The following is a 21058-nucleotide window of genomic DNA, read 5'->3' as shown; positions in this document are numbered from 1 at the left end:
CTTTCCCGTCACTGAATTGGGATTGTCGTAGAGTCTACCTGACACCTCGGAAACGCGACGAAATTCGAATTTCTCTTCACAAACCCAGAAAATATAGAATACTCAAATTGAATTGAATGAAACTATTGTAAATGAAATATAAACGACATATTAAGTTTAGATGATCTTAATCAACTAATTGCCACTTATTTTACTCCGCCCAATAGGGCGTTTTAAGTCAATGTATTGAATTCAAATTAAATTAAATCAAGTTGATATTTTTTGTAGGAAGATTCATACAAGCAATGGTGGTGTGATCCTACATTAATGTCTTACTGTTTGGTGATATATTTCGATAGAAATAAATAAGATGTTTGTTTTCTCATAAAAATAAAAGAAAGAGTGAATCTTTAATAAAAATTCACGAAGGTTATTATTTTCTATTTTTTTTAATTTTTCATCGAGCAACCAGGATATTAATATGAAGAACTCCCCAGCTAAAACATTTAAAAAGAAAAGAATAACGATTATCATTTCATTGGCTGTGGGTTTGTTTAGTGCCCCTAGCTTTGCCGGATGTAATTTAACCATTTGTACTGATACAACTTTTTGGGACGGTATTTTTGGGGATGATTACTCTATCACCAATACATTTGATTTAGTTTCCAGTCCTACTAATGCTGTTGTCGGATTATATAAGAACCAAGCTGGTGAAATGAAGTTTGGCAATAATCTCTACATCAGTGTATCGGGCAACAAAGCTGATGCTATACAGGTAAAATCAGGGGCATCTGCTAATAATCCTGCCATCATTACTGTTGGCAATAATGCCACTATTTACGCATTAGGGGCTTCGGGTGACGGCATAAATGCGGGAAACAACACCGGTTCAAGTCTCATTACACTGGGTAATGATGCTGAGATCTTCGCTAAGTATGGTATTGGTGTACGTGCCAACCTGACCAATACCGCAGGGCAGTATAATAATATTGTCTTGGGCGACAGGGCTAACATCACAACCGAAGGTTCAGGCTCGAATCTTCTTGATGGTCTAGGTTATGGTATTTATGCCGGTAACCGTGAGATGGGTGATTCTGGGCAAACAGGATCGGCCAGTGTGACTCTCGGTAAAGATAGCTCAATCACCACCTCTGGTAATTCTGCTGATGGGATTTTTGCCAATAAAAGTGGCGTAGTAAATCTAGGTGATGGCACCAAGGTGACGACCAGTGGTACAAATGCCAACGGTCTAAAAGCAAGTACAGGGCTTTATACTAATACCCGTGGCGGCATTATTAATATACTGGGTGGTCTGGCAATTAATGTCAGTGGCAGTAATTCTAATGCCATTTACGCCACAGGTGCGGGTTCAGAAATAAAATCTTTTGATGCTGTGAATAATCAATCAACCGCCGGTGTTTTCAATATTGATGGCAATATTCTGGCAGAAAAAGGGGGCTTAATTGACTTGAACCTTGCTGAAGGTTCTGTTTTTAGCGGAGTAACTAAAAGTATTGGCAGCACCAGCAGCAATAATGGCGTGATTAATCTGGCAATGAGTGGCAATTCCAGTATCTGGAATATGTCTGGCAATTCAGATCTGACCTCATTGAATTTAGCCAATGGCGCCATAGTCAATTATGTTGATAACAGTTCTACCTTTAAAACACTGACCGTGACGGGGAATTACCACAGTGATGGCGGCTATATCTATTTTAATACTGCGCTGAATGACGATACTTCTGAAACCGATAAGCTCTTAATTGAAGGCAACACCTCTGGGACCACTTACGTCGTGGTGCGAAATGCGGGTGGGATGGGTAATGAAACCCTAGAGGGTATTGAGTTAATTCGGGTCAATGGTGATTCTGATGGTGAATTTATCCAATCAGGACGTATTGTTGCGGGTGCTTATGACTACAGCCTGAATCGTGGGCAGGATAGCAGCTTAGGCCGCAGTCATGATGGTAAGAGCAGCCACTGGTATCTAACGAATGTTTCTGATCCGATCGTTACACCGATCGACCCGCCTGAGACTGTCGACCCCACACCTCCGGTTGAGGTAGGACCGAAACAGAAAGTTGAGCGCCCAGAGGCCAGTGGTTACTCTGCCAACTTGGCCGCAGCAAACAATATGTTTGTCACACGCTTGCATGACCGTGTGGGGGATACTCAATATATTGATGCCTTGACGGGTGAACAGAGAATCACCAGTCTGTGGATACGTAATGAGGGCGGACATACTCGTTCCAAAGACAGTCATGATCAATTAGGCACCCAGAGCAACCGCTATGTGCTGCAACTAGGGGGAGATATTGCTCAGTGGAGTAACAATGATGCGGACAGTTTCCATCTGGGCATCATGGGAGGGTACGGTAACAGCAAGAGCCGAACCGAATCCCGTTTATCCGGTTACAGCGCGCGCTCCTCTGTCGATGGTTATAGCCTTGGCATGTATGGCACTTGGTATGCCAATGAAGCCGACAAATCAGGGTTTTATGTGGATAGCTGGGCGCAATACAGCTGGTTTAATAACCGTGTTGAAGGGCAGGAACTGGCAACTGAAACTTATAAATCCAGCGGTGTTACAGCCTCGATTGAGAGTGGCTATACCTTTAAAGTGGGTGAAAATGCCACTAAAAATGCGACCTATTTTATCCAACCTAAAGCGCAGATTACCTGGATGGGCGTGAAAGCTGATGACCATAAAGAGGATAACGGAACCCAAGTTTCCGGCGAAGGTGATGGCAATATTCAAACTCGTCTCGGCGTGAAAGCCTTTATGAAAGGCTACGCCGATCAGGATAAAGGTAAAAACCGAGTATTCCAGCCCTTTGTGGAAGTGAACTGGATTCACAATACTAAAGACTTTGGTACCACTATGGATGGCATGACCGTGAAGCAAGACGGTGCTGCCAATATTGGTGAGTTGAAGTTAGGTGTCGAAGGCCAGTTGAACAAAAATGTGAATATCTGGGGTAATATTGGCCAACAAATAGGCAATAAAGGCTACAGCGATACAGCAATGATGCTAGGGGTTAAATATCACTTTTGATTTTGACTAAGAATCGCAAATAACCAGACCGGGCAATTAAGCTCGGTTTTGTCTTTTACATGTCAATGTTAGCAAGCAGGGCCTCCGCCACTTGTGATGTTCCCTTATTGATCGCATCTGTGTATCCGAAGTCTCTAGCTCTTCCGGTAGCATGCCCTTTTGAGGCGTTTCATTGATCTATCAGATATCGTCGATAGACTGAATATTGAGCATGAAAATGAGATTTATCTTATTTAATGTGGAAATTAAATTTTTAATAACATGCTAAATCCAACATACGATTAATAATGCCTTAGAATAAATAGCAGCTAAGCAAAAATTTTATAAATAGAGTGTTAAATCATTTTGGCTTGAGTTTTAGACATCAGCCTGATAAATCACAGAATTTAATCTAATGATTAGCATGTAATAACACGAGAACGGCCGATGCCGCCAATATTATCATTTTATTTAAGGGTTTTATCTCAAATTAATGTGCATACAAATTATCTAGCGCATTGAAGCCGATAGCGGTTATCGGCTCAACGTTGTTGTGCCTTGACCAGCGTTAAGCGGACTATTTCACATGCTGCCAAACTGTAGGTGGAATTTTATCATAAAGCTTATTCATTGTGAGCTCAGCTAAGCGATGATCTGCTGCTGAGTAGAATAACTCCAACTCATCGTCAGAAAGCTCATACTTATTTTTTTCAATTACACGCTCAAGCGTGTCAATAGTCGTACACTTTCTTAAACGCATCAGGTAGTCAGTTTTAGTCATGGTGATTTTTCTTCTCGATATACAAATTAATATAGGAAAACTATCTCTTAACTTTTCATCAGCGTACAGATGTATTCCCCTGAGAAAAGTCTGAATAAACGCTCTTTAGTTTTTTGCCAGCGACGCAATTCGGGGTCATTGATCCCGTAACTACTAAACAGAGTATAAGTATCGTCTAAATATTCTTCTACTAACTCTGATAGGTCGCCGTCGTCCGGGTATTTTATTTTAAAACTCATCACAAATGAAGCTATATGCTCGATCAAATCATTAAGTTGCAGATTGACGGCTGCTGTAGGGTCGTTCACCCACCCATGATGGCTATCGCCGAGCGTAGCAATACCTTCATCATACAAACTCTCACAGAGAAACTTCAGTTGGGCAATATCATGCCTTTTTGGCGAGTACTCATCCATATCATCCCCTCCGTAAAGTCTTTATTCGGTGTTGATAACACAATGTGAGCAGATTGATTGTCATATAAATGATGAAGCTTATCGTTAACGTAAATAAGCTTGCCTTTCTATGAATATAAATCATTTCCTCGTTTATCGCGAAACTTTATTACTTAATCTTACAATTCATCAGCAGTGGAAGGTCGGTCGTTGTTAATTATATCAAAGATGATTTTTTCTGGATGTACAATAAATGTTACAGCATTTGTTAGGGAATCTTGAGTGTTGATATCCAAACAGGGGTTGAAAATATGCCACTGATAGCGGTAACTCATTGAATATCGGTCTCCTTCTAGAGGATAAATATCCAGAATCTCTAATGAGCCCGCTGTGTATCGGGCATTTTCCGAATAATACATTAAGCCGGAAACTAAACTTCCTTCAATTTCAGCGATATTATTGCTGATAACACACTTGAGTAATGAAATCGAATAACCGCCTGATGAGAAGTCACCAGCTATTTCATTGTTCATTAATTGCCCGCTTATTGTTAATGACATTAATTCATTATTGCATGATCATTGTCGCAAAAAGTGCGTTGGAAGGGCTTTTTTTCAACTATTTTCATGATTTGAATGAAAAAAAATCAAATTTAATGAATTTTTTCAACCAATGTTGATCTTTTACATGTAGTGAAGTTATTTGACCCTGACCTTTCAATAACACTCTTTTCCAATAAAATAACAATCCTGACAGAGAATTTCTCATATTGGGGGTTATTACTGAATATTGATGCCGCTATAGACTATTAATTTAGAATGCTTTGCTGGTTTGATCAAGCTAAAGGGCCACTGCATGGCTTGTTTTCTATTGCGTCATTAGTCTTATCCATCATCTTGAGCATTTTAGCGGTCAATCCGACGCAAGAGTAACAAACTCAAACCCAACTCAGCTAGTTAAGTATCAGTAAAGAAAACTTCATTTAGTGTAACTGATGATGTAACTCCTTTCCGCTTTCCGATCCGCGGAAGCTTTTTTTCCGCCGGTTGATCAGCATGAGCCTAGCCAAGCGGTAAGGCTTATTGTTTTTGGTACTGATAAATCATCGATGTTGCCTTGAAATTCACCATGACATGTGATGTTATAATATATCACTTATTGGTACCTCTCTTATTAATATGAATAAACATACTTTTCTTGCTCGATTAAATCTTTTTCCTGAGTGGACGTTGTTCTCGCTCTCATCCGTGCAGCGAATCTGCGGGGCAGTAGTGCTTTGCTCATTACTGTGGTGTGCGATTTATTGGGCGAATGCATTACCATGATTAATTTAAACAAAGCTGAAATTGGTTATGAGCGCAATGCCATTACCGCGCCCATTGATGGCTGTTTTTCCGCAGGTTCCCTCACCGCTATCATTGGTGCAAATGGAGCGGGTAAATCTACATTGCTCAAAACGCTGGCTGGTTTACAGCCGCTGGTGGCAGGACAAATCGTTTTTACCGCTGGGTCGCCAACCCAAATGGCCTATCTTCCTCAGCAAGTTGAAATCGATAAGCAATTCCCGATGACCGTACAAGATGTGGTTGCCATGGGGTGTTGGCCGCAAAGTGGGTTACTCGGTGGGATTAATAGCGCATCACGTGGGCGAATAAAACAGGCACTCAGCTTGGTCGGTATGCAGGATAGGGGCCATCATCCTGTCGGGGAACTTTCCGGCGGTCAGTTGCAACGAGTCCTGTTTGCTCGCCTATGGGTACAGCAAGCCCCGTTGATTTTGTTGGATGAACCTTTTACCGGTATCGACACCCAAACGGTACAACTTCTTCTTAAGGTTATCCATCAGTTACATCATGAGGGGAGAACCGTTATTGCCGTTTTGCACGATATGTCGATGGTGGCTGAACATTTTCCCCACGCGCTTTGGTTGAGCCCCCAGGGATATCGTTGGCAGCAATCTGAGCAGGTTTTAATCGAATTGCATCGTTCGCACAGTGACGCTTGCGCACTCTCATCTGTGACTCAGCAACCCAACTCTTTGCAAGTGATCAGCGTATGACATTAATCCATCTCCTTATTGATCCCTTTATGGATTTTGGATTTATGCGCCGAGCATTGGTGGCATGTTTGGCCCTTTCACTGAGTTCTGCGCCTTTAGGTGTTTTCTTATTATTGCGGCGAATGAGTTTAGTTGGCGATGCACTATCTCACGCCGTACTACCGGGCGCGGCTATTGGTTACTTAATTTCTGGCATATCACTGGTTGCAATGGGGGTTGGCGGTTTTATCGCTGGACTCGCGGTTGCGGTGATGTCGGGCTGGGTCAGCCGTCAAACGCCATTAAAGGAAGATGCCAGTTTTGCCGGTTTTTATCTGGGATCATTAGCGTTAGGGGTCACGCTGGTCTCGTTACGAGGCTCAAGCATGGATCTGCTCCATGTGCTATTCGGTTCAATTTTAGCGGTAGACATTCATGCCATGACGATGGTGGGCGTGATAACGACATTTTCGATGTTGGCATTAGCGGCGATATATCGTGCACTCGTGGTTGAGTCTTTTGATCCTGTCTTTCTGCGAGTCAGCATGGGGCGTTGGTTGATGCTAGTCCATGCACTGTTCTTGTCATTGGTGGTGCTTAACCTCGTGGCTGGTTTTCAGATCCTCGGGACGCTTATGTCGGTCGGGTTAATGATGCTCCCCGCTGCGAGCGCTCGCTTTTGGGCCAAAAATTTACCACATACATTGGCTATCGCCATGGTGATTGGCATGGTCGCCAGTATCGTTGGCCTACTGTGGTCTTATTACGCCTCGCTTCCTGCGGGTCCAGCGATTGTACTCAGCGCTAGCCTGATTTTCTTTTTGTCGATTCTATTCGGTACGCGCGGTGGTGTTTTGTCCACTGTACGTCGTTAAGCAGTGCCTGTTAATAAAGGAGAGTGAAATGAAGCGTTTATCAATTAGTTTGGCGGTAGCTGCCCTACTGTCAAGCCCACTGGCGATGGCGAAAACCGTTGAAGTTGTTGCCAGTTTTTCTATTTTGGGGGACATCGTTCAGCAAGTGGGTGGGGAGCATGTCAATGTGATTACCTTAGTCGGGCCAAATGGTGATCCTCATGGTTTCGAACCGACACCGAAGAATAGCCGGCAGTTATCTAAAGCAGATATCGTGTTTATCAGTGGGCTAGGGCTAGAAGGATGGTTGGAGCGATTGATCAGTGCGTCAGGCTATAAAGGCCAGGTCGTTATCGCTTCCACAGGGGTGGATACCCGCAAGCTGGATGAGGACGGTAAGATGGTCACCGATCCCCATGCATGGAATAGCATGGCGAATGGCATCAAATATGCCAACAACGTGATGAATGCATTAATTGTTGCTGACCCGGAAGATGCTGATTATTTCCGCAAACGGGGCGGAGAATATATCCAGCAATTGGAAAAGTTAGATGCCTATGCGAAGGCACAATTTGCCGCGATCCCTGCCGAGAAGCGAAAAGTCCTAACCAGCCATGATGCATTTGGCTATTTTAGCCAAGAGTATGGGGTTAACTTCTTGTCACCAGTGGGGTTCTCAACCGAATCTGAAGCCAGTGCCAGCGGTGTTGCTGCCCTGATTAACCAAATCAAGCAAGAGAAAATCCAAACCTATTTTATTGAAAATCAAACTGATCCACGCTTAGTTAAACAGATCGCGACTGCCAGTGGTGCTAAAGCGGGTGGAGAACTTTACCCTGAAGCCTTGTCACCAGCGAATGGACCCGCAGCGACTTACGCCGACGCTTTCAAACACAATGTGGATACTCTTGTGGGCAGTATGAAATAAGTGAATCAGCGATATAGCTGTTGCTAAAAAACCCCGTTGGGCAGCAACGGGGCTTTTTATGAGCGGTGAAAACGAACTCAGACTTAACGCTTCTTATGAGTTCCGCCTTGAACGGCTTTAAAACGAGGATTACTTTTACAAATGACATACACCCGACCACGGCGACGAACGATTTTGCAATCAGGGTGACGATTTTTTGCTGAACGTAATGAACTCAATACTTGCATGATTAACTCTCAAATTTAGCTGGCTTTTTTAGTGAGGAAGCGACCAAAACGTTGTTGGAACCGCGCAGTACTTCCTTCTTTGGAGAACTCTTTTTGTTTTCCTGTGTAATACGGATGCGAGGCTGAGGAAATATCCAGCGTGACATAGGGATAGGTCTGTCCATCACGTTCAATGGTACGAGTTGTCGCAATGGTCGAACCGACAGTGAAATACGTATCTGCACTGGTATCGTGGAAAACGACAGTCCGATAGTTGGGATGAATGCCCGGTTTCATAAATGCTCCAATTGTTATGTTATAATATAACAATAATTATGCGCCTTTCATTTTCTCGTTTCAAGGCCAGAATAAAGAAAAACCCGCGAACGTCAGTTAGCGGGCTTTTCTTGAAGATGAACGGTGAACGGTGGAAGGTTTGAGGCTATTCCATCAGTGATGAGTTCGGAGCAGTTGCTGCCAAAATGATTGACCATTTTGTGGGGCAGGTGCGGCGAAAAATTCACAGACGGTCGCACCAACATCTGACATCGTTTTACGGATACCCAGTTGAATGGCTTGCTGCGGTAAATTTTTGCCCTGTGCGAGATAAACCAACAAGGGGACTTGTTCTCGCGTATGTTTGCTGTGACCGATAGTGGGATCATTACCGTGATCAGCCATAACGACCAAGCAATCACCGGCGATCATCGCTGCTGTTATCTTTCCTAGCATGTTATCGACCAACTGCAGACGTTCGGCGTAACGTTCAACGTCCTGCCCATGGCCGGCGAGATCAGTTTCTTGGATATTGGTGCAGATAAAGGCGCTCCCTGCACGTTGAACTTCTGCCAAAGTGATATCTAAAATAGTTTGGGAATCAACCAACTGTTGGTAGTTGCGCCCTGTGGGATTCGCGACGATATCTGCAACTTTACCCACGAGAACCGTGGGAATATTGATTTTCTCAAGCTGAGAAGGAACCTGTACTTCGGCATCGACACCATAGCCCAGATGAACAACCTGAAAACCATTGTCGTAAACACCCGATTTTGGGCTATTGATGCCAATATAATGCTGCTGCTTAATTTCCGCCGCACTCACTATCGCTTGGCTATTTGCCAGTTGCCCACCGTAAGCAATCACGCGGTTTACGGACACGCAGCGACGGACTATTTGGCCAATTTTTTCCACCTGCTCAAAATCAATGGCGGCTAAATTAGCGCAAACATTAAAAACTTGCCCTAAATCTGCTTCAAGATTATCGCCAATCGCCACGGCATTATTAACCCAAAGGAATTGCAGGTCACTGTTATCATGTAAGTCACCGTTATCATACGGTGCATTACGCTGTTCAACCTGATATCCCTCCAGACGTAGGGCATCCGCGACCCGAGATTTTACCGTAGAGAAAGGCATGCTTAATGGCGAACGCGGTAAAGTGCCCATGATTTCCTGATGGCCCATGAAAGTGTCGCCACCTTCATGCTGCAATAAAGCCACGCCAAAGTTGGCCTGCTCATCGTCTTGCATGATGCTGGCGTTAAAATCCGGTGAACCGATATGCAGGGCATTTAGCAACCCCAGTTTTTCCAACTGAGGTAAACGCATATTGGGATAAGTTTGCAAAATATGAGCGCAGGTATTGGCGGTAATATCTTGTGGGCGAACATCAGCGACATCTGGCATAGCGCCTACGCCAAAACTGTCGATGACCAAGACGATAAATTTACTCATAACCTCTCCTGTCCGGTGGACGATGGAATGGTGTTACCTTGGCTATCAAAAATACCGAGTAATTTAGGCTGACCTGACTGAATTCCTACAACGAGGGCCACATCGCTGCGGGTGACAAAAATTTGAGTGCGAAAACACATGACGACAGGGCGACCCACGTCGAAACGTTCGGTGAGGCTTAGACTGTAATCGATGCAGTCAGGATCAGGGCTGAGTACCTTGCTAGGCTGCCACTGTTTGTCAAATATCAACGCATGACTCAAATGACCACGTTGATAGTAACCGCCCCCGTAACAGTAGCTTTTGCCTTGATGGATATGGGATATTTCGGTCAGATAGAGCATGGCGATACGCTCCGGCTGCTCACCTTGCTGGTTGGATGGCATGGTACCGGTCAACGAATGGCCTGGCTCTGCATGGGTGATACCATAGCGTGCCAACAGCGGAATACTTTCTACGCAAGTTGCAGAAGGGCCATTGACCTGTTCTACGTGAACACCTTCGCGTGCAAGAATATTTTTTGCTTCAATGAGCGTGTTGAGATTTGGACTGGGTAAGGTTTTACCTTGCTCGACATCAAAGAGCATACATGGGAAATGTGTCACCCCGACGAGTCGGACACCGGTTAAGGTTTTTATTTCGCGGATCACGTTAGGCAGTTCATCCAGTGAAAACCCTGCTTCTTGGCCTGGATAAATAAGGTCGTTGGGGTGCCATACCTTGAGCAATAGTGCTTGTTCAGTGTCTTGACGCCGCGCGGCGGCGGCAATTTCACGCGCTTTGGCAATACTGTATACCGTGATGACATCCGGTTGATGTGAGACAACTTCATCCACCATCCCGCAGGGGATTTGCACCAAATGACCAACGTGGGCGACGGGGAGATTGTGTTGATAGAGCTGACGGGCTTCTTTGAAATCCACGGCAACGATACCTTGATAACCGCACTCCAGCAGCAGCTTACAAAGTAGTGGGTTTCGACCAAACTGCTTGCTCATCAGATAAAGTGTCATGCCGTGGCGAGTGGCTGTTTCTAGCAGCAAAGCGGCATTTTTTTTGACTTGATCAACGTCGATCACATAGCTGTCTGGCTGTATCTCTCCTTGCTGCCACAATAAAAGAGCGGCATTCATAAGCGCAGGATTTTGTTTTTGTAACGCTTTCAGTAGCATTGATGATCCTTAAATTACTGCATAACTATCATTTTTTTGAATATTTAATTTATGCAGGAACGATCAGTGTTCCGTTGACTGAGAAAGGGATAAACCATAGAGATTCGCTAATAAATAGCCGATTTCATTTTCATGGATGTCGAAGGCAAACAGGGCCAGCAACTTATTGTTAATGATGACGACTTCAGAAAAAGTTGCTGTAGTCTCAATCTCTTTTAATATTTCATCATCAATAGCCTGAATCACCTCCCCACGCCGTGACCGCATCAGTGCGTTAGCCATGTGAGTGATTAATATTTCTCCCTGAGGGTGGCGCACGGATAATTTCCAATGTTGCTCTAAACGTTCGAGAACGTTCAACATCCCCAGATAAACGCCTGAATCAATAACCTGCGCGTCATAGAGAATTTTTAATCTAGTTTCCATTTATGATGTCCGATTACTGTCATTATCTTCATTTTTATGAATATTTATATCATAGTAATTTATGAGGGTACTGCAAATGCTCAATAGGCTATTTGGCATAGAGTTCACAATATATTCCGATTGACCGAATTGGCTGCTTTCTATGGTGAGTTTAACCCTGTTTTCTACTGTGCCAATTCTGGGAGGAGGGCAAAGAAAAAGGCCGCTAAGTGCGGCCTTTAAGAGATGACATCATTTATGGTGAATAAGGTTTACTTCGCCTTATGGTCAACAGGATGTGCGTGCTCGATATCTTCACTTTTCCGGCTAAAGCGGCGGCGAACCACCACAAAGAATACCGGAACGAAGAATATCGCCAGTACAGTCGCGGTCACCATCCCGCCCATTACCCCTGTACCTACCGCATTCTGTGCACCTGAACCCGCACCACTACTGATAACCAGCGGCAGAACCCCAAGGATAAAGGCCAGTGAGGTCATCAGAATTGGGCGCAGACGCATACGCACCGCTTCTAATGTTGATTCCACTAAACCTTTACCTTCTTTGTCCATCAAGTCCTTAGCGAACTCGACAATCAAAATGGCGTTCTTCGCCGATAGCCCAATCGTGGTCAACAAGCCGACTTGGAAGTAAACGTCGTTGTTTAAGCCACGTAGTGAGGCAGCCAGTAGCGCACCGACCACACCCAGTGGAACCACCAACATGACCGAGAATGGAATCGACCAGCTTTCATACAAGGCTGCCAGACACAAGAACACCACAATCAGTGAGATAGCATACAGTGCTGGAGCTTGGTTACCTGACAGACGTTCCTGATAGGACATACCGGTCCAGTCATAACCTATGCCACTTGGCAATTTAGCCGCCAAATCTTGCATCAGGTCCATGGCCTCACCGGTACTTTTACCCGGTGCTGCTTGACCCAGAATTTCCATAGATGGCAAACCATTGTAACGTTCAAGCCGTGGTGAGCCGTATTCCCATTTCGCGCTGGAGAAGGTAGAGAACGACACCATTTGGCCGGAACTGTTACGGACATACCACTTATCAATATCACCCGGTAACATGCGGAATGGTGCGTCAGCTTGCACGTAAACTTTCTTAACACGACCACGGTCGATAAAGTCATTTACATAGCTACCACCCATTGCAGAACCGAGCGTGGTATTGATATCAGAAATAGCGACGCCAAGCGCCTGTGCTTTCTCCTGATCAACTTCCACTTTGAACTGCGGTGTATCTTCCAGTCCGTTAGGGCGCATACCGACTAACATATCGGGATGTTGAGCTGCCATACCAAGCAGTTGGTTACGCGCTTCAGTCAGTTTCTGATGCCCAACGTTACCCTGATCGATCAACTGGAAGTCAAAGCCACTTGCCGTACCCAGTTCCACAATGGCTGGCAAGTTAAAGGCAAAGACTAAACCGTCTTTAATTTGCGAGAAGGCGGCGGAAGCTCGGCCAACAATCGCAGGCACTTTGTTTTGCTCACCCGGACGCTCATCCCAGTTTTTCAGACTAACGAATGCCAGACCGGTGTTCTGACCTTGACCACTGAAACCGAAGCCGTTAACGGTAAACACCGAATTAACCACGTCTTTTTCTTTGTCGAGATAATAGTCAGTCACCTGATTGAGCACTTTCTGAGTACGTTCTTGGGTCGCACCAGCAGGCAGTTGCACCATGGTCAGGAACACCCCCTGATCTTCTTCCGGCAAGAATGAGGACGGTAAACGCAGGAACAACACGCCCATACCGATCACAATCGCCAGATAGATCACAAGATAACGACCCGTGCTACGCAAGATGTTGGCAACGCTGTCGGTATAGTGGTGAGTACTTTTCTCGAACATGCGGTTAAACCAACCGAAGAAGCCGGTTTTTGGCCCATGCTCACCTTTAGCGATAGGTTTTAGCATTGTTGCGCACAATGCTGGTGTCAGAATCAATGCCACCAATACAGAGAGCACCATCGCTGAGACGATAGTAATGGAGAACTGACGATAAATTGCCCCTGTAGCCCCACCGAAGAAAGCCATTGGGATAAATACCGCAGACAGTACCATCGCGATCCCCACCAAAGCACCTTGGATTTGCTCCATGGATTTTTTGGTGGCTTCTTTCGGCGGTAGCCCTTCCTCTTGCATAACACGTTCGACGTTCTCGACGACGACGATGGCGTCATCCACCAATAGACCTATCGCCAACACCATCCCGAACATCGTTAGGGTGTTTATCGAATAGCCCAAAGCGGAGAGGATGGCGAACGTCCCGAGTAAAACAACCGGTACAGCAATCGTTGGAATCAACGTTGCACGGAAGTTTTGCAGGAACAGATACATAACCAAGAACACCAGAATAATGGCTTCTACCAACGTTTTAACCACTTCGTTAATCGAGATTTTAACGAATGGTGTGGTGTCATACGGATAAACCACTTTCAACCCAGCAGGGAAGAACGGCTGTAATTTTGCCAGTTCCGCTTTTACCGCAGCAGAGGTGTTCAGGGCGTTAGCCCCTGTCGCCAGCTTGATCCCAATACCCGCAGCCGGTTTGCCGTTATAACGGGCAATAATGTTATAGTTTTCAGCACCTAGTTGCACGATTGCCACATCTTTTAGGCGAACCTGCGAACCATCTGTATTCACTTTCAGCATGATCTGGCTGAACTCTTCTGCGCTGGTTAAACGTGTCTGCGCAATGATAGATGAGTTCAGTTGCTGGCCTGGTACCGGAGGCGTTCCGCCCAACTGGCCAGCGGCAACTTGGTTGTTTTGGACTTTAATGGCATTGATAACATCAACCGGCGTCAGGTTGTAGTTATTCAGTTTGTGCGGATCCATCCAGATACGCATCGCGTACTGGGAACCGAATAGCTGAACATCACCCACACCTGCGGTACGGCTGATAGGATCTTTAACGTTAGAACCCACATAGTCAGCGATATCTTCTTGTAGCATGGTGCCGTCTTCGGAAATAAAACCGGCAACCATTAGGAAGCTACTACTGGACTTTTCAACGCTCACACCTTGTTGCTGCACTTCTTGCGGCAATAATGGCATGGCTAATTGCAGTTTGTTCTGAACCTGAACCTGAGCGATATCTGGGTCAGTGCCTGAGTTAAAGGTCAACGTCAACTGAACGTTACCGGATGAGTCACTGCTGGAAGACATGTACAGCAAGTTATCGATACCGTTCATGTTCTGTTCGATAACCTGCGTTACTGTATTCTGAACAGTAGTCGCATCGGCGCCAGGGTAGTTGGCGGAGATTGAGATTGCCGGTGGCGCAATAGTCGGATATTGCGCAACAGGTAATTTCATTATCGCGAGTATACCGGCCAACATCAGAATGATAGCCAGAACCCACGCGAAAATGGGGCGATCTATAAAGAACTTAGCCATGAATTACCGGCTCCTTTTAAGACTTCTTCGCTGTATCAGCTGGGGCTTCTTTTGGTGCTGCTGCCGTAGCTTCTTGCACTTTTACCTGTACGCCCGGTCTGATTTTCTGCAAGCCGGAAACAATCACGCGATCACCTGCTTTCAGCCCTTCAGTGACCAACCATTTATCGCCAATAGCTTGGTTAGCAACTAACGTGCGCAATTCAACCTTGTCATCTGCACCAACAACCATCGCGGTAGCTTCCCCACGTGGGTTACGCGTTATGCCTTGCTGAGGAACTAACAATGCATCAGGTCGAACACCTTCATCTAAACGAGCGCGGACAAACATCCCCGGTAACAACGTTTCGTTCGGATTAGGGAAGATGGCACGAATCGTAATCGAACCCGTGGTTTCATCTACGGTCACACCTGAGAATTCCAACGTACCGATTTCTGGAAACTCCGCGCCATTTTCCAACAGTAGGCGAACCTTAGCTTTACCATTTTCTTGTTTCAGCGTGCCGTCAGTCAGCTCTTTTTTCAGGCGCAGGAATTCATCGCTTGATTGCGTGACATCGACATACATCGGATCAAGTTGTTGAACCGTGGTCAACGCCGTTGCTTGACCGCTGGTCACCAACGCACCTTCAGTCACGGTAGATTTACCTGTACGACCACTAATCGGTGAGGTCACTTGGGTATAAGCTAAATTAATGCGCGCAGTTTCTACCGCCGCTTTTGCGGCAAGCACCGTCGCATTTGCTTGCATAGCACTAGAGACCGCTTGGTCATATTCTTGCTTACTGATGTAGTTTGTACCCAGTAATGGTTTGTAGCGATTCACGGTCAGACGCGCAATTTCAGCAGCCGCTTGCGCTTTCGCTAAATCACCTTTTGCACTGTCATAAGCCGCTTGATAGGTCGCTGGATCAATTTGATAAAGTGACGTTCCGGCGGTGACATCACTGCCTTCAACATAGTTACGTTTTAGAATAATCCCACTCACTTGTGGGCGAACTTCTGCAACACGAAATGCGGACGTGCGGCCCGGTAGCTCGGTTGTGATATTCAGTGGTGCTGCTTTCAATGTCACAATGCCGACTTCAGGTGCCTGTTGAGCATGGGCTTGCGCCGCATCTTTGTCATTACATCCTATAAGTACTAAGCTGCCTGAAAGTACCAGAATTGCAGCCAGAGGCATTACCCCTCTGTTTTTGCTCATAGATAAACCTCAAGTGTCCGATTTTTAATTTAATTCAATGGATCACAAGCTTTAAAACCCATTGCTGCGTAAATTATATGTGCGTGCTATGGTACATACATTCGTGAATGTATGTAAATCGCACCCCTTCGAAAAAACAACGCTATGGCACGAAAAACCAAACAGCAAGCCGAAGAAACTCGGCAACAAATTCTAGATGCCGCAGTGCGGGAGTTTTCTGCGCATGGCGTTTCCGGCACTTCGCTGACTGATATTGCTGCGGCAGCAGGGGTAACCCGTGGCGCAATTTACTGGCACTTCAAGAATAAGGTAGACCTGTTTAACGAAATTTGGGAGTTATCAGAGTCTAAAATTGATCAACTCGAATCAGAGTATCAGGCAAAATATCCCGATAATCCACTCCGAATATTACGTGAAATACTTATCTATGTTCTTGTTTCTACGCAGGTGGATTGCCGACGCCGTGCTTTGATGGAAATCGTCTTCCATAAATGTGAGTTTGTCGGAGAGATGTCCTCGGTCCATGATGCACGTAAAGTCCTTGATTTAGCTAGTTATGATCGTATCGAATCTGTTTTGAAAGGCTGTGTTGACGCCCAGCAATTACCAGCCAATCTTGATACTTATCGTGCTGCGATTATCATGAGAGCTTATATTACAGGTTTGATGGAAAACTGGCTTTTTATGCCAGAAAGTTTTGATATAAAACAAGAAGCACCAATATTAATCGATGCTTACCTGGATATGTTAGTCCACAGTCCTTCATTGCTTAAGAAAGCGGAATAGCAAGGCATCGGATTAACTGTAGTGGCTTATTATAAGGAGCGTGATATGAGTTCAATGGTTGTGATTGCAAACGGGGCGGCTTATGGTCATGAATCACTCTTTAACGCTCTGCGCTTATCTATCGCACTAAAAGAGCAGCAAACCGATCTCGATTTACGACTATTTCTCATGTCTGATGCTGTTATTGCAGGGATTAACGGGCAACAGCCACGAGAAGGTTATAATTTACAGCAGATGTTAGAGATTCTGACGGCACAGAATGTACCGATTAAATTATGTAAGACCTGTGCAGATGCTCGTGGTGTAGGTGGGCTGACACTGGTTGATGGTGTAGAAATCGGTACATTGATTGAATTGGCTCAGTGGACACTGGCGGCTGAGAAAGTGCTAACGTTTTAAGTCAGTTAATGCATAGCGGTAAGTTAATGGGTAGCGATTTAACAATTTCCTATCCATTCGGTTTCCTATCTAGTCGCTGATGCTGGCAGTTGCATATTATCCAATAACAAATGCGTAACAGCCCGCATTATTACAGTTATTCACGCCTAGAAAGAATTTTCTTACTGATGGCTTGAGACTGAACGTGATAGGATTTCAGCCTTCTTGTTGAAATGAAGTTCAATATGAACAGCAGATTTCACAATCAATTCTCTCTATCGACCTCGTGGTCAATCATACCATCGGCAGGTGTCATTCTATTACGATTCCAAACGATGGTTTTCCTGCTAATTATTTCATTGCTATTTTCATCGTTCAGCGAGGCGGCCAATATCAATGTCGATGTGCCGACTCGTAGTGAAGTGTTGAGTCAACTCGATGCCTTGTCAAAACAGAAAGTCTTATCGCCCACAGAGAAACTCACCCAGCAAGATTTGACTAAAACGCTGGAATACCTCGATACGATTGAGCGAACTAAGCAGGAAGCTAACCAACTTAAACAGCAAGTTGCACAGGCACCGGCAAAATTACGCCAAGCAACCGTTGAATTGGATGCCCTCAACAACAATTCAGCGGATACTTTAACGCGGGAAACACTGGCTAATTACTCATTGAGGCAGCTAGAGTCACGCCTGAATGAAACGTTGGATGATCTGCAATCTGCTCAGGAAGATCTCTCCGCTTATAATAGCCAACTCATTTCCCTGCAAACACAGCCAGAACGAGTACAGAGTGCGATGTACAACGCATCGATGCGATTAATGCAGATTCGCAATCAACTCAATGGATTATTGCCTAATCAAGATGTTCAGCGCCCGACTGAACAGCAAGAGTTACTGACTGAACAAGTCATGCTAAACGCACAGTTAGACTTGCAACGTAAATATCTAGAAGCCAACACTACACTGCAAGATTTGCTCCAAAAACAGCGGGATTACACCACTGCGCACATCGATCAACTTGAGCGTTACATTCAGCTACTGCAAGAAGTGGTAAGCGGTAAGCGCTTAATTCTTTCCGAGAAAACAGCCAAAGAAGCGCAAGCCCCCAGTGATGCCACCGATATCCAAAATGACCCCTTGGTGAGTCGCGAACTGGCCATTAACAAACAACTTAGCCAACAGCTAATTAGTGCCACGAAAGAAGGCAATACGCTGGTACAACAGAATATTCGGGTTAAAAACTGGTTAGATCGCGCTCTACAGTCTGAACGAAATTTAAAAGAGCAAATCACCATATTACGTGGCAGCTTGCTGCTTTCCCGAATTCTTTATCAGCAGCAACTCAATTTGCCGGCATCGGGTTTGATCACCAATATGGGGCCGCGCATTGCAGACCTGCGCCTTGAGCAGTTTGAAATTAATCAGCAGCGTGATCAATTATTCCAAGGGAATGATTATATTGAAACCCTGATGAAAGATAGCAAAGAAACCATCAGCCCTGATGTTGAGGAAGCACTGGGACAGATCGTTGATATCCGTCGTGAACTCTTAGATCAACTGAATAAGCAACTGGGCAACCAATTGACGCTGGCTATAAATCTGCAAATTAATCAACAGCAGTTACTCAGCGTAAATGAATCATTGCAACATACACTGACGCAGCAGATTTTTTGGGTAAGCAGCAATAAACCGATGGATTGGACTTGGTTAAAAGCATTACCGAGTGCACTAAAGGCTGAACTGAGTAATTTTCATTTTACGCTGTCACTGGATGATGTTTTAGCCGGTTTGCTCAAATCATTGGTATTCCTGATTCCGATGGTGATAGTGGTGGGGGTGCTCCGATCCCGCTATAAAATCATCGATGAGCATTTGGCAAGGCTGGCCGCTGATGTTGGGCAGTTAAAGCACGATAGTCAAATGCACACCCCAAAAGCCATCTTACTGACCTTACTGAAGGTGATACCGGGTAGCTTAATCATTCTTGGTATTGGCTATTGGTGCCTACGTTCTGATTTCAATCTCAGTGATTTACTCTGGAGCTTCTTCCAGCGGTTGTCCTTGCTCTGGCTAGTATTTGACCTCACCTACCGTATGCTATCCCCTGGGGGAATCACTGAACGGCACTTTATGATCGCGAGTGAACGATGCGCGCATTATCGCCGTCAATTGGTCCGTTTGGCGATGGCACTCATTCCCGTGATCTTCTGGTTTGCATTGGGGAAAAAAAGCCCACTTCGGTTAGTTGATGACGTCATCGGGCAGGTGGTCATCGTCATTGCGTTGGCACTACTGACATTATTCGTTTATCCATTTTGTCGTGATAGCTGGCGAGAAAAAGACACCCATGCCGTAAGGCTAGTGATTGTAACCGCCGTGGCTGTTACCCCAATCATATTGATTGGATTAATGGTTGCTGGGTATTTTTATACGGCGCTCCAACTGGCTGGGCGTTGGATTGATAGTCTGTACTTACTCTTTTTATGGAATATTGTTTATCTCACTGCGATCCGTGGCTTGGGCGTTGCGGCACGGCGTTTGGCCTATCGTCGGGCGATTGCTCGGCGGCAAAGTATGGTGAAAGAAGGGGCTGAAGGTAGTGAGCCTGTCGAAGAGCCACCGCTGGCAATGGATCAAATCAACCAACAATCATTGCGCCTGACCACCATGGCACTGTTCCTGATTTTCGGCACCTGTTTCTATTGGGTATGGGCTGATTTGATAACTGTGATTTCTTATCTGGACAGTGTCTCATTGTGGCATTACACCTCAACTGTGGCGGGGGCAATTGTTACGCAGGCTGTCACATTAGGTAATTTCCTCGTGGCCTTATTGGCATTGGCGGCCGCCTATATTTTGACGCGTAACTTGCCGGGCTTACTCGAGGTATTGGTGTTGTCGCGTTTACAACTACGGCAAGGTACCTCCTATGCGATTACCACAATCTTGACCTACCTCATTACCGCTATTGGGGGGATAACTGCACTCAGTTCTCTTGGCGTTTCGTGGGATAAATTACAATGGCTGGTGGCCGCACTTTCTGTTGGGCTAGGTTTCGGTTTACAAGAAATTTTCGCTAACTTTGTGTCTGGCTTAATTATCCTGTTCGAACGCCCTGTCCGTATTGGCGACACCATTACCATTGGTACCTATTCGGGTAAGGTCAGCAAAATACGTATTCGTGCGACAACCATTACCGATTTTGATCGTAAAGAAGTGATTGTTCCGAATAAGGCGTTTGTGACTGAGCGATTGATCAACTGGTCGCTGTCAGATACGGTCACCCGCATCATTATTAAAGTTGGAGTCGCGTATGGCTCTGATTTAGCAAAAGTAAAAGAGATTCTTCTTCAAGCGGCTCATGAGAATCCACGGGTCATGACTGATCCTGAGCCGCATGTCTTCTTCTTGGATTTTGGCGCTAGCACCCTTGATCACGAGTTACGTGTGTATGTGCGTGAACTTGGCGATCGTAGCTATACGGTAGATGAATTGAATCGAGCGATTGATAAATTATGTCGCGAGAATGACATCAATATCGCCTTTAATCAGTTAGAGGTGTATTTGCATCAACCGGATGGAACCCAAGTTCAGGAAGTTAACCGCCCGATTGAGGCACAAAGTCCACTAAGCCCACGCGCTAATTTGAGTGAGTGTAAACCTGAATTACCCGATATCAATAAACCGCTGGCTTGAGGTTTTCTGGCTGGCAGGGGATAGACATCATCATTCACGAT

17 protein-coding genes are annotated in these 21058 nt (G+C 45.3%); 7 read left to right on the top strand and 10 right to left on the bottom strand.

Annotated elements, in window-relative coordinates; all coding sequences use genetic code 11:
- The first annotated feature begins 460 nt into the window (after positions 1 to 460).
- Entirely contained in the window at positions 461 to 3034 is a 2574-nt protein-coding gene (locus tag BN68_RS23500; protein WP_019212879.1) for an autotransporter outer membrane beta-barrel domain-containing protein, read from the top strand.
- Between the two features lie 556 nt (positions 3035 to 3590).
- Here the strand turns inward: BN68_RS23500 and ymoA are convergent.
- The 3 genes from ymoA to BN68_RS19525 form a co-directional block, all read right to left on the bottom strand.
- Positions 3591 to 3794 carry an expression modulating protein YmoA gene (gene ymoA / locus BN68_RS19535; protein WP_002208622.1) on the bottom strand — a complete coding sequence of 68 codons (204 nt, stop codon included), beginning with the start codon at positions 3792 to 3794 and terminating at the stop codon, positions 3591 to 3593.
- A 47-nt stretch (positions 3795 to 3841) separates the two neighbouring features.
- Entirely contained in the window at positions 3842 to 4210 is a 369-nt protein-coding gene (tomB, locus tag BN68_RS19530) for an Hha toxicity modulator TomB (protein ID WP_019212878.1), read from the bottom strand.
- A 158-nt stretch (positions 4211 to 4368) separates the two neighbouring features.
- Positions 4369 to 4722, bottom strand: coding sequence for a hypothetical protein (locus tag BN68_RS19525; protein WP_019212877.1), 354 nt, complete (start codon positions 4720 to 4722; stop codon positions 4369 to 4371).
- Positions 4723 to 5510: 788 nt separating this feature from the next.
- On the opposite strand from BN68_RS19525, the gene BN68_RS19520 reads away from it, so the two are divergent.
- The 3 genes from BN68_RS19520 to BN68_RS19510 are packed head-to-tail and all read left to right on the top strand — an operon-like array spanning position 5511 to position 8009.
- A complete protein-coding gene (locus tag BN68_RS19520; protein ID WP_019212876.1) occupies positions 5511 to 6248 on the top strand; it encodes a metal ABC transporter ATP-binding protein in 738 nt (245 codons plus the stop codon).
- On the top strand, positions 6245 to 7102 hold the full coding sequence (locus BN68_RS19515; RefSeq protein WP_019212875.1) for a metal ABC transporter permease: 858 nt from the start codon (positions 6245 to 6247) through the stop codon (positions 7100 to 7102). Before BN68_RS19520 ends, BN68_RS19515 begins: the two co-directional genes overlap by 4 nt.
- A gap of 28 nt (positions 7103 to 7130) precedes the next feature.
- Positions 7131 to 8009 carry a metal ABC transporter substrate-binding protein gene (locus BN68_RS19510; protein WP_019212874.1) on the top strand — a complete coding sequence of 293 codons (879 nt, stop codon included), beginning with the start codon at positions 7131 to 7133 and terminating at the stop codon, positions 8007 to 8009.
- Between the two features lie 83 nt (positions 8010 to 8092).
- Here the strand turns inward: BN68_RS19510 and ykgO are convergent, their stop codons facing one another.
- From ykgO to acrA, 7 genes are all read right to left on the bottom strand, one after another.
- Positions 8093 to 8236, bottom strand: coding sequence for a type B 50S ribosomal protein L36 (gene ykgO / locus BN68_RS19505; RefSeq protein ID WP_002208618.1), 144 nt, complete (start codon positions 8234 to 8236; stop codon positions 8093 to 8095).
- A gap of 15 nt (positions 8237 to 8251) precedes the next feature.
- Entirely contained in the window at positions 8252 to 8512 is a 261-nt protein-coding gene (locus tag BN68_RS19500; RefSeq protein WP_019212873.1) for a type B 50S ribosomal protein L31, read from the bottom strand.
- Between the two features lie 153 nt (positions 8513 to 8665).
- On the bottom strand, positions 8666 to 9949 hold the full coding sequence (locus BN68_RS19495; RefSeq protein WP_019212872.1) for a phosphopentomutase: 1284 nt from the start codon (positions 9947 to 9949) through the stop codon (positions 8666 to 8668).
- Positions 9946 to 11121, bottom strand: coding sequence for a YhfX family PLP-dependent enzyme (locus BN68_RS19490; protein WP_019212871.1), 1176 nt, complete (start codon positions 11119 to 11121; stop codon positions 9946 to 9948). The genes BN68_RS19495 and BN68_RS19490 overlap by 4 nt, the downstream gene beginning before the upstream one ends.
- A 63-nt stretch (positions 11122 to 11184) precedes the next feature.
- Entirely contained in the window at positions 11185 to 11547 is a 363-nt protein-coding gene (locus tag BN68_RS19485; RefSeq protein WP_019212870.1) for a PRD domain-containing protein, read from the bottom strand.
- A 251-nt stretch (positions 11548 to 11798) separates the two neighbouring features.
- Positions 11799 to 14951, bottom strand: a complete 3153-nt coding sequence (gene acrB, locus BN68_RS19480) for an efflux RND transporter permease AcrB (RefSeq protein WP_019212869.1) — start codon at positions 14949 to 14951, stop codon at positions 11799 to 11801.
- Between the two features lie 16 nt (positions 14952 to 14967).
- On the bottom strand, positions 14968 to 16155 hold the full coding sequence (gene acrA / locus BN68_RS19475; RefSeq protein ID WP_019212868.1) for an efflux RND transporter adaptor subunit AcrA: 1188 nt from the start codon (positions 16153 to 16155) through the stop codon (positions 14968 to 14970).
- A gap of 144 nt (positions 16156 to 16299) precedes the next feature.
- On the opposite strand from acrA, the gene acrR reads away from it, so the two are divergent.
- From acrR to mscK, 3 genes are all read left to right on the top strand, one after another.
- On the top strand, positions 16300 to 16941 hold the full coding sequence (acrR, locus tag BN68_RS19470; protein WP_019212867.1) for a multidrug efflux transporter transcriptional repressor AcrR: 642 nt from the start codon (positions 16300 to 16302) through the stop codon (positions 16939 to 16941).
- A 45-nt stretch (positions 16942 to 16986) separates the two neighbouring features.
- Positions 16987 to 17340 (top strand): DsrE/DsrF/TusD sulfur relay family protein, encoded by a 354-nt coding sequence (locus BN68_RS19465; RefSeq protein ID WP_019212866.1) that lies wholly within the window; start codon positions 16987 to 16989, stop codon positions 17338 to 17340.
- A gap of 224 nt (positions 17341 to 17564) precedes the next feature.
- Complete coding sequence (gene mscK / locus BN68_RS19460) at positions 17565 to 21017, top strand: mechanosensitive channel MscK (protein WP_019212865.1); 3453 nt, start codon at positions 17565 to 17567, stop codon at positions 21015 to 21017.
- The last annotated feature ends 41 nt before the right edge of the window (positions 21018 to 21058 follow it).

It is taken from the genome of Yersinia massiliensis CCUG 53443, from assembly GCF_000312485.1.
Classification (GTDB): Bacteria; Pseudomonadota; Gammaproteobacteria; order Enterobacterales; family Enterobacteriaceae; genus Yersinia; species Yersinia massiliensis.
Note: the sequence above shows the minus strand (reverse complement) of the source record. Positions and strands in the feature narration are given on the sequence as shown.

Bases quoted from the DNA above. Each gene is read 5' to 3' on its own strand.
- BN68_RS23500 (WP_019212879.1), top strand. From the start codon at position 461: ATGAAGAACTCCCCAGCTAAAACATTTAAAAAGAAAAGAATAACGATT.
- ymoA (WP_002208622.1), bottom strand. From the start codon at position 3,794: ATGACTAAAACTGACTACCTGATGCGTTTAAGAAAGTGTACGACTATT.
- tomB (WP_019212878.1), bottom strand. From the start codon at position 4,210: ATGGATGAGTACTCGCCAAAAAGGCATGATATTGCCCAACTGAAGTTT.
- BN68_RS19525 (WP_019212877.1), bottom strand. From the start codon at position 4,722: ATGAACAATGAAATAGCTGGTGACTTCTCATCAGGCGGTTATTCGATT.
- BN68_RS19520 (WP_019212876.1), top strand. From the start codon at position 5,511: ATGATTAATTTAAACAAAGCTGAAATTGGTTATGAGCGCAATGCCATT.
- BN68_RS19515 (WP_019212875.1), top strand. From the start codon at position 6,245: ATGACATTAATCCATCTCCTTATTGATCCCTTTATGGATTTTGGATTT.
- BN68_RS19510 (WP_019212874.1), top strand. From the start codon at position 7,131: ATGAAGCGTTTATCAATTAGTTTGGCGGTAGCTGCCCTACTGTCAAGC.
- ykgO (WP_002208618.1), bottom strand. From the start codon at position 8,236: ATGCAAGTATTGAGTTCATTACGTTCAGCAAAAAATCGTCACCCTGAT.
- BN68_RS19500 (WP_019212873.1), bottom strand. From the start codon at position 8,512: ATGAAACCGGGCATTCATCCCAACTATCGGACTGTCGTTTTCCACGAT.
- BN68_RS19495 (WP_019212872.1), bottom strand. From the start codon at position 9,949: ATGAGTAAATTTATCGTCTTGGTCATCGACAGTTTTGGCGTAGGCGCT.
- BN68_RS19490 (WP_019212871.1), bottom strand. From the start codon at position 11,121: ATGCTACTGAAAGCGTTACAAAAACAAAATCCTGCGCTTATGAATGCC.
- BN68_RS19485 (WP_019212870.1), bottom strand. From the start codon at position 11,547: ATGGAAACTAGATTAAAAATTCTCTATGACGCGCAGGTTATTGATTCA.
- acrB (WP_019212869.1), bottom strand. From the start codon at position 14,951: ATGGCTAAGTTCTTTATAGATCGCCCCATTTTCGCGTGGGTTCTGGCT.
- acrA (WP_019212868.1), bottom strand. From the start codon at position 16,155: ATGAGCAAAAACAGAGGGGTAATGCCTCTGGCTGCAATTCTGGTACTT.
- acrR (WP_019212867.1), top strand. From the start codon at position 16,300: ATGGCACGAAAAACCAAACAGCAAGCCGAAGAAACTCGGCAACAAATT.
- BN68_RS19465 (WP_019212866.1), top strand. From the start codon at position 16,987: ATGAGTTCAATGGTTGTGATTGCAAACGGGGCGGCTTATGGTCATGAA.
- mscK (WP_019212865.1), top strand. From the start codon at position 17,565: ATGAACAGCAGATTTCACAATCAATTCTCTCTATCGACCTCGTGGTCA.